Consider the following 13872-nt stretch of genomic DNA (forward strand, 5'->3'; position numbering starts at 1 on the left):
CGTGCGGCTGCCAACGACAGCGGGTCGATGCTCGCCGGTATTCCGACCCTCGGCGGTAGCCGGCCTCGAACCTGACGTCCTGGTCGTCGGCAACGACCGAAAGTCAGGCTCGAAGCCGAGTGCGCGGCGCACGTGCCGGAGAGCCGTCAGCGCTTACAGGAAGATGCCGTTTCCCGGCCCGATCGGCAGGTCCAGGAAGAAGAACACCGTCAGGATCGCGGCCCACACCAGCCAGAAGCAGACGGTGAACGGCAGCAGCCGCGCCATCACGGTGCCCAGGCCGGCGTCCGGTTCCCACCGCCGAAGGAACGTCAGCAGGACGATCATGTAGGGGTTCAGCGGGGTGATGATCTGCGTGGCGGAGTCGCCGACACGGAAAGCGGCCTGGGTGAATCCCGGCTCGTACCCGATGAGCGCGAACATCGGCACGAACACGGCCGCCATGAGGGTCCAGAGCGAGGACCCGGAGATGATGAACAGGTTGAGCAGCGACGCCACGACCAGGAAACCGAGGATCGCGCCGTAGCCGGTCAGGCCGATCGACTCGAGCCCGTTGGCGCCGGTGACGGCGATCCAGGACCCGATGCCGGTCCAGTTGAACAGGGCGATGAACTGGCCGAGGACGAAGGCGATGACCAGGAAGCCCACCATGTCCTTCAGGGCCTGCCCGAACATCTTCGGCACGTCCGCCACGGACGTGACCGTTCCCGCCACCTTGCCGTAGGCGATGCCCGGGACGATGAACAGCGTGAAGACGATGAAGACGATCGAGCTGAGCAGCGGGGACGAGGGCAGGAAGCCGCCCTCCTCGTTCCGCCACGGCGAACCGGGAAGCACGACGGCGAGCACCATGATCGCGGCCGTCACGAGCGCCACGACGACGGCGACGACCAGGGCGCGGCGCTCCCGCGGCGTGGTGTCCGCGGTGACGCCCTCGTCGGCGGCCGCTGCGCCGCCGTCGTCCTCGTCCGTGGCGCTCCGGTCCACCGGCACGCCCTGGCGCACCAGCCGTGGCTCGAGGACCCTGTCGATGAGGAACCCGGCGAGCGCGGCGAGGAAGATCGCGGCGACGATGTTGTAGTACCAGTTCGACACCGGGTTCACCGGGTCGCCCGGGTTCGGCAGGATCTCGGCGACGGAGCTCGTGATGCCGGCGAAGAGCGCGTCGATGCTCGTGACGAGGATGTTCGTCGAGTAGCCGGCGCCGGCGGCCGCGAAGCCGCCGAGCAGACCCGCCACCGGGTGGCGGCCGGCCGCGCGGAACACCATCGCAGCCAACGGCGGGATCACGATGAACGCCGTGTCCGACATGACGTTGCCCAGCACACCCACCAGTCCGACGGCGTAGGGCAGCGCCCACCGCGGGGCCGACCCGAAGGTGGTGCGGATCGCGGTGGCCAGCATGCCGGACTTCTCCGCCACTCCGACCGCGAGCAGGATCGGCAGCACCGTCACCAGGGGCGGGAAACCGATGTAGTTGGCACCGATGTTCTCGGTGAACCAGGTCAGCCCCTCGGCGGTGAAGAAGCCGTTGACCTCGGTGACCTCGTCGCTGCCCGGCATCCGCACGCTCGTCCCGGCGAGCGCCATGAACGTGGACGCGACGGCCACGAAACCGAAGAGGATGAGGAACAGGGTGAACGGCTCGGGAAGCTTGTTCCCGGCACGTTCGATCCCGGCGAGGAACCGGTCCGCGCGGGTGGTGGTCGTTGCGGTACTCACGCGATTCCCCCTCTGCGGCCCGCCACGGCGGGCCCGTGCTCGACATTCGACCGGCGCGGATCTGCCCAGGTTTCGGACGCACCGCGGCGTGTGCCCGGAAGCCTAGGGGCGCTGCCTAGGGGCGCTGCTTGCCCTGGTACACCACGTCCGCGATGTGGATCCTGTGAGCGCTGGACGGCCACGACCGGCCAGTGCGCGAGACACCTGCCGACTCCCTCACCGCCAGATCGAGACCGGCCGTCCTTACGATGAACGACATGACCCGGCCGAACGCCCCGAGCACCGCTTACCTCGACCACATCGTCGCGGAGACGGAACAGCGGGAACGTCGCGCCGTCGCCGCATCGCCGGCCGGCACGGCCACGGCCGAGGACGGCGGCGCACCGGCCGCCCTGGCGGATATCGCCGAGCAGGCCGTCCGGCGGCTCGCGGACGACATCACGGAGATCGCCTGCACCCTGCACGCCCGCCCCGAGACGGCGTTCGAGGAGCACGAGAGCGCGCGATTCCTCGTCGAGGTGCTCGCGCGCCACGGGGTCAGCGCGGAGCTGGGTGTGCACGGCCTCTCGACGGCGTTCCGCGCCGAGCTCGGGTCCGCGGGCAGCGGCCCGACCATCGCCATCTGCGCCGAGTACGACGCGCTCCCCGGCATCGGGCACGGGTGCGGCCACAACGTCATCGCGGCGGCCGGCGTCGGTGCGTTCCTCGCCCTGCGGAAGGTCATGGGTGCCGACGACGCACCCGCCGGCCGGGTGGTGCTGCTCGGCACGCCCGCGGAGGAGGGCAGCAGCGGGAAAGAGATCCTCGCCCGCAACGGCGCGCTGGACGGCATCGACGCCGCGATCATGGTTCACCCGTACGGCGTCGACTCCGCCGACCAGGTCTGGCTGGGGCGGCGCCTGCTCACGTGGACCTTCACCGGGCGCTCGGCGCACGCCTCCGCGCAGCCGTTCATGGGCCGCAACGCCCTCGACGCCGCATCCCTCGCGTACCAGGGCATCGGCCTGCTGCGCCAGCAGATCACGCCCGCGGACCGCATCCACGCCACCATCACCGAGGGCGGTACCAGCCCCAACGTCGTCACCGAACGCGCCGTCATGCGGCTGTACGCCCGGTCGAAGTACCCGGACACGCTTCGCGATCTGTCGGACCGGCTGGACGACGTCGCCCGCGGCGCCGCCCTGATGACCGGCACCGAGGTGGAGATCGGCTGGGACGACGGCGCCGCGCCCAGCCTGCCGGTGCGCACCAACCACACGCTCACCGGCCGCTGGGTCGCCGCGCAGCGCCGCCGGGGCCGTGACCCGCTGCCCAGCGGTGTCCTCTCGGAGACGATCGCGGCGTCCACGGACTTCGGGAACGTCAGCTTCCGGGTCCCCGGCATCCACCCGCTCATCAAGGTCGCGGAGTCCGGCGTCGCGCTGCACACGGCGGAGTTCGCCGAGGCGGCCGGCGGCCCGGCGGCGTCCTCCGCCGCGCTCGACGGGGCGGCCGGGCTGGCGATGACCGCCCTGGACTACCTCTGCGACGCCGACCTGCGGGCGGCCGTGCACGAGGAGTTCGCGGCACAGGGCGGCCCGATCGACGTCGAGCGCTACTTCGGCTGAATCGGCCATACCGAGAGCGGCCGATCGCACCGAGTGCTGCTGCTTGAACGGCTGCTTCCGGTGCAGATGGCCGCTCTCGGCGCGGGGCGGGGGGAGTCCGGCGCGCCGGCGCTACTCCAGGCGCGCCGAGATCTCGAGAGACGCCTTGCGCAGCGCGCGCACCCACGCCGGGATCGCCTCCTCGACGAAGCGGGTGGTGGGAACGGCCACGGTGATGGCGCCCATGCTGCGCCCGTCGGAGTCGCGGATCGCGACGCCGACGCCGGAGATCCCGTCCTCGTGCTCGTCGAACGTGGTCCCGTAGCCGTCCGTGCGCACCTTGACCAGGTGCCCGGCGAGCTCCTCGTACGTCGAGATGAGCGGGTTCACCGACGCCGGGAAGTCCCGGGCGTAGACGCGGTCCAGGTCGTCGGCGCTCAGGTCCGCCAGCATCGCCTTGCCGCCGCCGGAGCAGTGCGCCGGGAGCGCCTGGTCGATCGCCGCGGAGATCTTCAGGGCGCGGTCGGGCTCCACGCCATGGAGGTAGTGGACGTGCTGCCCGTCGAGCACGACCAGCTGCACCGTCTCCTGCACCTGCGCACTGACGTCGTGCATCACCGGGCTCGCCGCCGCCTTCAGGCGTGGCAGGGCGACGGCGGGCATCACCCCCGACGTCGTCTCCGGTCCCGCGCGGTACCGACGGTCGGCACCCTGCGTGGCGAAACCCCGCCTCACCAACGCCGTGAGCAGCCGGTGCGCGGTCGACGGCGCGATCTGCAGCCGGGCGGCCGCGGAGCTGACCGAGAGCACCTCACCGGTGCGCAGCAGCAGCACCAGCTGGAGGGCTCGGTCGACGGATCCCAGCTGCGCGCGCCCCTCGTTCCTCATTATGGAAAAGTACCCTTGCTATTGCACGTTGGGGGAACCCCTTGTCTACCGTGAACCCGTCGACGCCCGGCACCGAGGCTGTGCGCCGACCCGACTGGGGAGAGGTACATGGCGGAGCGGCTGTGGGATCCGGAGCTCGACGCGCGTCCGTGGCAAGAGATCCTCGAGTGGCAACGCGCGAGCATGCCCGTGTTCCTCTCGGCGCTCAAGGAGCGATCGTCTTTCTACGCCGAGCACCTCGCCGAGGCCCCGGTCGCCGAGGCCGCCCGTGACGACGCCTGGCACCAGATCCCGTTCACCAGCAAGGAAGACGTCCGCCGGTCCCAGCGAGAGCGCGGGCCCGACCAGCTCCTCGGCGCGATGCAGTCCGTGCCGAGCGACGCGATCGTCCAGGTGATCGGCTCCTCCGGGACCACCGGCAGCCCCACCTTCTTCGGCCTGACCGCGGCCGACCTGGAACGCTGGACGGACTCGCTCGCGAACTGGCTGACGACCGCCGGCGTCGGGCCCGGAAACGTCGTCGCCCTCACCACCGGTATGCCGATGGTCGCCGGCGGGATGCCCTACGGCGACGCGATCCGCAGGACCGGCGCGACCCTGGCCTGGGTCGGCGGGCAGACCACCGAACGGATGTGCCGGCTGCTGGAGCTCCTGCGGGTCGACACCCTCATGGGTACGGCGTCCTTCGTGTCCTTCTTCTCCGACCGGTGCGAGGAGGTCCTGGGCTACCCGGCCACGGACCTCCCCATCCGGCGGATCGTGGCCGGGGGAGAGCCCGGCATGAGCCAGCCGCAGGCGCGCTCGCGCGTCGTGAACGCCTGGGGCGCCGAGCGCCTCAGTGAGGTGATGGGGCTCGGGGACGTCCTCTCCGGCCTGTGGTCCCAGTGCGGCTCCGGCGACGGCATGCACTTCACCGCGAGCAGGGACGTCCACGTCGAGCTCGTGGACCCGAGCACCAGTGCCCCGGTGGAGTGGGCCGACGGCGCGACCGGCGAGGCTGTCTACACGACCTTCACCCGCGAGGCGACGCCCGTGGTGCGTTACCGCTCGCGGGACCACATGCGCGTCGTCGGGACGAGCTGCGACTGCGGTCGCACCAGCCCACGCGTCAGCTGCATCGGACGCACGGACGACATGCTCATCTACAAGGCCATGAACGTCTTCCCCAGCGACATCCGGGACGTCGTCATGGCTCGCTTCGTGGACCGCGTGGCCGGACCCATGCGCGTTCGCAAGGACAGCGTCGACCAGGTGCGCTTCGACGACCCCATCCCGCTCGAGATCGAGCTGCCACCCGACGACGCCGACCCGGACGGGTTCCGCAAGGAGGTCGAGGAGGCGGTGCGCACGTCGTTGCGCGTCCGTGTCGCGGTCGAGCTGCTGGAACCGGACTCCATCCCGCTCGGCGTGCACAAGAACGCCCTCACCTACGTGGGCGAACCGCAGTAGACCTCTGGATCGGCACCCTGGACGTGCCGCCGATCCTCGCCGTCGTCGTGCCCCTGGTCCACCCGATGATCAGCGACGTCGGCTACGACGGCGCCTGGTTCGCGATCCTCTTCGTCATCCGGCATCGAGCTCGAGACCGTCTTCCGCGGCATCGTGCCGTCCGTGCTGGTGGTTCTCGCCGTGGTGGCACTGCTGATCCTGGTGCCCGACCTGGTGACCTGGTTGCCGTCGATGGTGGTCGAGTAGCCCTCGCGGTACCGGTCTCGGCTGGCATCGTGGAGCCATGAAGATCCTCATCGCCGGCGGCTCCGGCTCGCTCGGCCGGGCACTCGCGGCGGACCTGTCCGGCCGTGGCCACGAGGTCGTCGTGCTCACCCGATCCCCGGGACGGGTCGGCTACGGCTCCGCCGTGGTGCGTGAGCTGAGGTGGGACGGCCGTACCGTCGGGCCCTGGGCCGCCGAGCTGAGGACGACGGCGGACGGCGGGGTCGCCGTCGTGAACCTCGCCGGCAAGCTGGTCGACTGCCGTCCCACCCGGGCGAACATCGCCGCGCTGCGCGACTCCCGCGTCCGGGCCACGCGCGCCCTGGTCCAGGCCAGCCGGGGACTGGACGAGCCGGTCGCGCGATGGGTGCAGGCCTCCACGACGGCGATCTACTCCGACGCCGGCGACCAGCCGCTCACCGAGTCCAGCCCCGTCCCCGCCGACGGGCTGCCGCAGATGACCGGCGTGGCACAGCCCTGGGAGGAGGCCGCGTCCGGCGCCAACACCGACCACCTGGTGCTGCTGCGCACCTCGGTGGTGCTCGACGCCCACACCCCGGCGCTCGACCGGCTGATGCTCCTCGTGCGGCTCGGCGTGGGCGGCACCGTCGGCCACGGCCGGCAGTGGTTCAGCTGGATCCACGTCGCCGACTGGCTGCGCATCGTCCGCGCCGCCCTCGGCCTCGAACCCGGCGTCGACCTGCCGCCCGGCCCGGTCATCGCGGCGTCGGACCGTCCCGTGCGCAACAGCGAGATGATGGCGGGGCTGCGGCGGGCGGCCGGCCGCTCGGTCGGTATCCCGACACCGGCACCGCTGGTGCACCTCGGCAGCGTCCTCCTGCGCACGGACCCGTTGCTCGCGCTGACCGGTCGGCACACCACGTCCGAGGTGCTGGCCGAGCGGGCCTGGGAGTTCAGGTACCCCACTTTCGGCGCCGCCCTCGCCGAGGTGACGAGCCGTTGAGGACTGCCACCACCCGCCGACGGCCCGCTCAGGCCCACGACGGTCACTCAGCCCGACGAAATGGCCGTTCCCAACGACCACTTTGAGGGGCTCACCGGTTGGTTCCCGCCGGTGACCACCGAACCGCGCTGGACCTTAGACTGGTCGGGTGCCTCCAGCCACCAAGTCCCGCGTGACCACCGCCCCCGCCAAGGAAGCGGTGCTCGCCGGAGCCGTCGACCTCGCCCGCGCCGCCGCCGAGGACCTGGCGCTCCCGGGACAGGTCGGCGAGCACCGCGGCGTGATCATCGAGGGGGAACGCCTCCTCACGCACGTCTTCGAGTCGCTGGTCCCCGGCTACCGCGGCTGGCACTGGGCCGTCACCGTCGCCCGCCCGCCGCGCGGGCGCACCGCCACCGTCTGCGAGGTCGAGCTGCTGCCCGGCGAGGACGCGCTCGTCGCCCCCGAGTGGCTGCCGTGGGCGGAGCGGCTCAGCCCGGAGGACGTGGGACCCGGCGACGTCCTGCCCTACGTCGAGCAGGACGAGCGCCTCGAGCAGGGCTACGAGGCCACCGGTGAGGACGCCGACGAGCTCGCCATCTTCGAGCTTGGCCTCGGCCGTCCCCGGGTGCTCTCCCCGGAGGGCCGCACCCAGGCGCTGAACCGCTGGTACGACGGCGACCATGGCCCGACAGCACCCACCGCGAAGGCCGCGAAGGACCAGTGCTCCACCTGCGGATTCTTCATGAAGCTCGCCGGCTCGCCGCGTCTGGTCTTCGGTGTGTGCGCCAACGAGTGGTCGCCCGACGACGGCACCGTCGTCTCCATGGACCACGGCTGCGGAGCGCACTCGGAGACCCGCGGTCCCGAGCCCGACTCACTGTGGCAGACCTCCGAGCCCGTCGTGAACGAGCGTGACCTCGAGGTGGTCTCGATCTCGACCAGCCCCTCACCCGCGACCGCCCCCTCACCCGCGGACGGCGACGCAGACAGCACATGAGCGGCCCGGTCGAGCCGGTCGAGCACGACCCGTTCGGCACCGCCGCACTCCGCGAGGCAACCCTCGCCACCTGGCGGCGTGACCCCTCCAGACTGCGCCAGGACGCCAACCTCGAGGAAGACCACGCCCGCGGCTCCTACCGCGACCGTGTCGTCGTCGAGCTGGCCCAGAACGCCGCGGATGCAGGCAACGCCGCCGGCCCGTCCGCAGGACCCGGCCAGCTCCTGCTGTGCCTGACCACCACGCCCGAGGGCGGAGAGCTGCTCGCCGCGAACACCGGCGCCCCGCTGACCGCCGACGGCGTGGCGGCCCTGGCCAGCCTGCGCGCCTCCGCCAAGCACACCCAGGACACGGTCGGTCGCTTCGGCGTCGGCTTCTCCGCCGTCCGGTCCGTCAGCGACGAGATCCGCGTCGCCACTCGCACGCCCGGCGGTGCCGCCGGGATCGCGTTCTCCCTCGCCAGGACCCGTGCTGCGCTCGACGACGCCGCCCGGGACCTCCCCGCGCTCGCCGACGAGGCCGTCCGCCGCCACGGCGACCTGCCCGCCCTGCGCCTGCCGTTTCCCGACGAGCGCCCGGACGTCCCGGACGGCTTCACCACGGCGGTCCGGCTCACCCTGCGCGGCACCGCCGAGCGGGACGCGATCCACGACGCGCTCGCTGCCGCCGACGACGTGCTGCTCCTCGCGCTGCCGGCGCTCGGCGCGGTCCGCATCGAGGTCGACGACGCACCGTCCCGCACGATCAGCGACGTCACCGCTCGTTGGCGCAGCGTCCGGGCCGACGGGACGCTGACCGCCGAGCTGCTCGCGGACCGGCCGGTCGAGGACCGGGAACGCACCGGCTGGTCCCTGACCTGGGCACTGCCCTTCGGCCAGCCTGCGCTCGCCGGTGCGCCTCCACCCGAGCAGCGGCTGGTCCACGCCCCCACGCCCACCGACGACCCGAGCACGCTGCCCGCCCTGCTCATCGCCACCTTCCCGCTCGACCCGACTCGCCGACGCGTCGCCACCGGCCCGGTGACGGACTACCTGGTGGCCCGCGCCGGCGACGCCTACGCCGACCTCGCGGCTCGGCTCACCACCGGCAGAGCCGGCAGCGCGGGTGCCGGCGACCCCCTCGCCCTCGTCCCGACCGCCCTGCCGGCGGGCGCGCTCGACGGCGCCCTGCACGCCGCCGCCCTCGCCGCCCTGCAGCGCACCGAGCTGCTGACCGAGGTCGGCACCGGTGAGCTGATCCCGGCCCGCGCGGCGCAGGCGATCACCGGACCGGTCGGGCAGGACGAGCAGGTCCTCGCCGCGCTCGCGCCCATGGTCGGCGGACTCGTCCACATCCCCACCGGCCGCACCGCCCAGGCACGCACGCTCGGCGTCGCGCTCCGAGAGCTGGCCGACATCGTCCAGACCCTGCCGACCACGGGGGACGCGGACACCTGGCGCGCCCTGTACGCCACGCTGGCACCGCACGCCGCCGCCCACCGGGAGGCCCTCGCGGGGTTGCCCGTACCGCTGCACGACGGCGATACGTTCGCGCACGGACCACGCGGCCTCCGGCTGCCCACCCCGGAGTTCGGCGTCCTCCCGGTCCACCTGCCCGGGCTGCGCATCGTCCACCCGAGGGCGGCACATCCGGCCCTGGTCACGCTCGGGGCGCTGGAGGCCGACGCCGTCACGCTCCTCGAGCAGCCCGCCGTCCAGGCGGCCGTCGAGGGCGAGGTCGCCTCGGACGCGGTCACGCCAGCCGGGGCCGAAGCCGCCGAGTCCGGGCCGGCCGGTGTCTCCTCCATCGTCGCCGGCGTGCTCGATCTGGTCCGGCAGGCCGTCGAGGTCCGCGGCGAGGACGTCGTGCTGCCCGACTGGCTCGCCGACCTGCCGCTGCCCGCGGCCAACGGCGAATCCGCCCGCGCGGCCGACCTCGCTGCCCCCGGTTCCTGGGCGGCGGAGGTCCTGGACGCGCTCGACCCCGTGCACCCCGCGCTCGTCGAGCACTGGGGAGAGTCCGCGCTGCGGGCGGCCGGCGTCCGCGCCGATCTCGTCACCACCGTGGTGCGGGACGTCGTCGCCGAACCGGCCGCCGCCGACGACGTCGCGCTCGAGGGCTGGGAGGACTACCTCGCCCACCTGGCGGACCTCCTCGGCTCCGGCGCGTGGGTGGGGGATGTCGCCGTCGTGGCCGACCTGGACGCGGTCACCGACGGCACCGCCGGCGTCTGGCCGCGCCTGCTGACGCGCATCGCCCAGGATCCTGGTGCCCGGGAGGCCCTGCTCACCAAGGCGCGCGCCACCTCCGGAGGCGCCGGCGCGGTGACCACGGCGCCGTCGTACACCGCGTGGTGGCTGCGCGAGGAGCTCGGCGCCCCGTTCGCCCACCCGCGGGCCACCGGCCGGGTGCCCTTCGTCCCGGCCGCGCCGGACGGCACCGAGACGCTCGACGACGCCGTCCTGGCCGCCGTCGGGGCCGTCGGCGACCTGGCGGACCTCGACCCGGCGGAGTGGGACGGGTACCTCGACCACTGGCCCGACGACGGCGCTCTCGCCATGGCGGACGCGCTCGCCCTGTGGCGGGGCCTCGCCCGCGCCGCCGCAACGGGCGCGCGGCTGACCCCGCCCGACTCGGTGCCTGCTCTCGCCGACGGCGCCGCAGGTATGGCGCCGGCGGATGACGTCGTGGTCGGCACCCCGATGTGGGCGCAGGTTCGCGCCGTGCTGCCCGCCCCCCAGCACCTGGTCGAGGCGGTTGCGGACCTGCTGGACCTCGACGTCGCCGAGGACTGCGAGCCGCAGGTGACGGGGGAGCGGCTGACCCCGACGCCGCCCGGGGCGCTCGTGATCGTTCCGGCCGCCCCCGGCGAGTGGGTCGAGTGCGACGAGGTCACCGTGGCGGGCCGGCCGGTCGAGTGGTGGGTCAGCGCTCGAACCGCCTGGGCGACGACGACCACCGGGCTGGCGCGCGCCCTCGCCCACGCCGCCGGCGACTGGTCATTGCGCCACCGCCTCGAGGACGTGCTGACCGATCCGCAGAGCGTCGACGACGTGCTCGCCGAGTCGGCCGGCGACGACGCGTGAGGCAAAAGACCTGATCACGGCAACGGCCGGTGACAATTCGGCGTCGCGGCACGAGGATTGAGCGATCATGGCGCTTCCGATCGATTTCGAGCAAAAAATCGAGAATTCGTCTCATGCGTCGAGGTTTCGCCGCGCCACCGCGCCGGTAATGCGTTTAGGGCGTATTGTGAGAATGTCGGGGGGTCGGACAGTCGTACTGGCCGAGATCCGACGGATTGCTCGCTTCGGATCGCCGTTTCTTGACGCTCCTGTGGAGGCGTGCCGCTCGAGCGTCGGAAGGCAGCACAATGAGGGTTTACCCGTCCAAGCACGGTTCTGGGACGTCACGTCCCGCCGCCCGTCGGACCACGGTCGCCGGTTCCGGCCTGGTGGCGTTTCTCCTGGTGTTGATGGGCCTGGTGTCGGCACCGGCGCTCGGAGCATCCGCTGCCCCTGCGACAGTGGGCCTCGGCACAGCGCAGAGCTACTCCGTGCTGGGCGGGCAGACGGTGACCAACACCGGCCCGACCACTCTGAGCGGCGACGTCGGGGTGAGCCCGGGGACCGCTATCACAGGACTTTCCGAGATCACGGTCGGCGGAGCGGTGCATGAAGGCGACGCGCACGCCGCCCAAGCCCAGGAGGACCTCGTGGCCGCCTACGACGACGCGGCGGGCCTCGCCCCGACGGCCTCGGTCAGCGGAGACCTTGTCGGTGAGACATTGACCGCAGGGGTCTACAACTCCACCGGCCCTCTGGAGCTGAACGGAACGCTGACGTTGGACGGTCAAGGCGACCCGAACTCCGTCTTCATCTTCCAGGTCGCCTCCACCCTGATCACCGGCTCGGCAAGCAACGTCCTCCTGACCAACGGTGCTCAGGCCTGCAACGTGTTCTGGCAGGTCGGCAGCTCGGCCACGCTAGGCACCGGGTCGACCTTCACGGGGACGATCATGGCGTTGACGTCGATCTCGGTGACCACCGGCACGACCGTCGAAGGTCGTGCCCTGGCCCGCAACGGGCAAGTCTCCTTGGACACCAACGTCTTCACCCCGCCGGGCTGTGAGACGGATGACGACGCCGATGCTGAGGCAGATGCCGACGGCAGCCCCGATGGTGAGGCAGATGCCGACGGCAGTCCCGATGCTGAGGCCGATGCTGACGGCACTGACGCAGATACTGATGCTGAGGCCGATGCTGACGGGACTGACGCGGATGCTGCTGCGGACGGCACTGACGCGGATGCTGCTGCGGACGGCACTGACGCGGATGCTGCTGCGGACGGCACTGACGCGGATGCTGCTGCGGACGGCACTGACGCGGATGCTGCTGCGGACGGCACTGACACCGGCACCGACGCCGGCACCACCAACGCCGACAGCGACGCCGACGGGGACGACGGAAGCGGGCAGTCGGAGCTCCCGGAAACGGGGCCTGGGGCCGGAGCCGGTGCACTGCTCGGGTTGGGCGCGCTGCTCCTCCTCGGTGGCCTCGTCCTGATCCGCCGCAGCCGACTGCAGTAGGCCGCGCCAGGCGGGATCTCTGCGCGAGCTCGCGACCGGACCCTGCGGGCCCGACTGCACCCGAGGCACGCGTCCACGTGGCGACCCGGCCGAGAAGCTGGCCGCCCGCCGCGTCATGATGGCGGTGTGCCTGCACCGACGTCGAACGGCGACGGGGCCTACCGCGCTCCGATGTTCCCGATGCGGACCGTCGTGCTCGGCGCCTTCGTGCCGACGTTCGTCTTCGGCGTCGGGCTCGGCGCGATGCTGCCGATCATCGCCCCCTCGGCGGTCGCCCGCGGTGCCGACCTCGCCACGGCGGGCGTTGTCGCGGCCCTGATGCCGATCGGGCAGATCCTCGCCGACATCCCGGCCGGAGCGCTCGCCACCCGCATCGGTGACCGGCGGGCGATGATCATCGCCGGTCTCGTCGCGGCGTTCGCGTTCGCCGGAGCGGCGTTGTCACCGGGCCTGGTCACGCTCGGGATCGCCGTGCTCGCGGTCGGTGCGGCGTCGGCGGTCTACAACCTCGCCCGGCACTCGTACCTGACCGAGATCACGCCGCCGCTGCAGCGCGCGCGGGTGCTGTCCACGCTCGGTGGCATCCACCGGATCGCGCAGTTCGTCGGCCCGTTCGCCGGGGCGCTCGTGATCCACGGCGGACAGGTCCACCATGCGTACCTGCTCGGCGCCGGCACCGCGGTCGCCGCGACGATCACCATCGCCGTGACCCGGGACAAGCCGGGGACACGCGGACCCGACGCCGTGGCCTCCGCCGCCGGACCGGCACCCGGCCTGGCCGAGATGCTGCGCACGCACCGCTCGATGCTCACGTCGCTGGGCCTCGCCGTCGTCCTCGTCGGCTGCGTGCGCGGCGCCCGGCAGACGGTCATCCCGCTGTGGGGCGAGCACCTCGGGCTCGACCCGGCCGTCATCTCCCTGATCTTCGGGCTCGCCGGTGGGATCGACATGCTGCTGTTCTACCCGGCCGGGAAGGTCATGGACCGGATGGGCCGCCTGTGGATCGGCGTGCCCTCGATGCTCGTCATGGGTGCCGCCATGGTGGCGCTGCCGTTCACCGGGTCGGCGACCGGCCTGGCCGTCACCGCCGGACTGCTCGGCCTGGGCAACGGAATGAGCTCGGGCATCCTGATGACGCTGGGCTCCGACGTCGCACCGGGCGTGGGTCGCGCTCGGTTCCTGGGCATGTGGCGGGTGCTCCAGGACTCCGGGATGGCCCTCGGGCCGCTCATCGTCTCCGGAGGCGCGGCCCTCGGCTCCCTGGCCGCGGGGATCTGGGTGACCGGCGCGCTCGGGCCGTGCGCGTCCGCGGCGCTGGCCAGGTGGGTGCCGCGCTGGACCGTCCACGCGAACCGGACCACCCGCCGTCGGGCAGGGATCGGCGACCGCTGATCTGCCCGTACTCACCGCTCCGACCGCCTCAACGTTCCCTCAAGGCTGGGTGGACGAATCC

General features: G+C 72.5%; 9 protein-coding genes. 7 read left to right on the forward strand and 2 right to left on the reverse strand.

What is annotated here, in order from left to right; all coding sequences use genetic code 11:
- Positions 1–153: 153 nt before the first annotated feature.
- Positions 154–1722, reverse strand: coding sequence for an AbgT family transporter (locus ABD907_RS00470; RefSeq protein WP_345214520.1), 1569 nt, complete (start codon positions 1720–1722; stop codon positions 154–156).
- A gap of 248 nt (positions 1723–1970) precedes the next feature.
- Between ABD907_RS00470 and ABD907_RS00475 the strand changes: the two genes are divergently transcribed.
- A complete protein-coding gene (locus ABD907_RS00475) occupies positions 1971–3329 on the forward strand; it encodes a M20 family metallopeptidase (protein WP_345214521.1) in 1359 nt (452 codons plus the stop codon).
- A 111-nt stretch (positions 3330–3440) separates the two neighbouring features.
- Here ABD907_RS00475 and ABD907_RS00480 read toward each other — a convergent pair whose 3' ends face one another.
- On the reverse strand, positions 3441–4196 hold the full coding sequence (locus ABD907_RS00480; protein WP_345214522.1) for an IclR family transcriptional regulator: 756 nt from the start codon (positions 4194–4196) through the stop codon (positions 3441–3443).
- Positions 4197–4304: 108 nt separating this feature from the next.
- Between ABD907_RS00480 and ABD907_RS00485 the strand changes: the two genes are divergently transcribed.
- The 6 genes from ABD907_RS00485 (at position 4305) to ABD907_RS00510 (ending at position 13811) form a co-directional block, all read left to right on the forward strand.
- A complete protein-coding gene (locus ABD907_RS00485; RefSeq protein WP_345214523.1) occupies positions 4305–5645 on the forward strand; it encodes a phenylacetate--CoA ligase family protein in 1341 nt (446 codons plus the stop codon).
- Positions 5646–5928: 283 nt separating this feature from the next.
- Positions 5929–6873, forward strand: coding sequence for an epimerase (locus ABD907_RS00490; RefSeq protein WP_345214524.1), 945 nt, complete (start codon positions 5929–5931; stop codon positions 6871–6873).
- A 148-nt stretch (positions 6874–7021) separates the two neighbouring features.
- Complete coding sequence (locus ABD907_RS00495; RefSeq protein ID WP_345214525.1) at positions 7022–7852, forward strand: DUF3027 domain-containing protein; 831 nt, start codon at positions 7022–7024, stop codon at positions 7850–7852.
- Positions 7849–10917 (forward strand): sacsin N-terminal ATP-binding-like domain-containing protein, encoded by a 3069-nt coding sequence (locus ABD907_RS00500; protein ID WP_345214526.1) that lies wholly within the window; start codon positions 7849–7851, stop codon positions 10915–10917. The genes ABD907_RS00495 and ABD907_RS00500 overlap by 4 nt, the downstream gene beginning before the upstream one ends.
- A 440-nt stretch (positions 10918–11357) precedes the next feature.
- A complete protein-coding gene (locus ABD907_RS00505) occupies positions 11358–12419 on the forward strand; it encodes an ice-binding family protein (protein WP_345214527.1) in 1062 nt (353 codons plus the stop codon).
- Between the two features lie 126 nt (positions 12420–12545).
- On the forward strand, positions 12546–13811 hold the full coding sequence (locus ABD907_RS00510) for an MFS transporter (protein WP_345214528.1): 1266 nt from the start codon (positions 12546–12548) through the stop codon (positions 13809–13811).
- Positions 13812–13872 lie beyond the last annotated feature (61 nt).

Source organism: Georgenia halophila (genome assembly GCF_039541595.1).

Coding starts and splice junctions, on each gene's coding strand:
- ABD907_RS00490 (WP_345214524.1), top strand. CDS start 5,929: ATGAAGATCCTCATCGCCGGCGGCTCCGGCTCGCTCGGCCGGGCACTC.
- ABD907_RS00475 (WP_345214521.1), top strand. CDS start 1,971: ATGAACGACATGACCCGGCCGAACGCCCCGAGCACCGCTTACCTCGAC.
- ABD907_RS00480 (WP_345214522.1), bottom strand. CDS start 4,196: ATGAGGAACGAGGGGCGCGCGCAGCTGGGATCCGTCGACCGAGCCCTC.
- ABD907_RS00500 (WP_345214526.1), top strand. CDS start 7,849: ATGAGCGGCCCGGTCGAGCCGGTCGAGCACGACCCGTTCGGCACCGCC.
- ABD907_RS00485 (WP_345214523.1), top strand. CDS start 4,305: ATGGCGGAGCGGCTGTGGGATCCGGAGCTCGACGCGCGTCCGTGGCAA.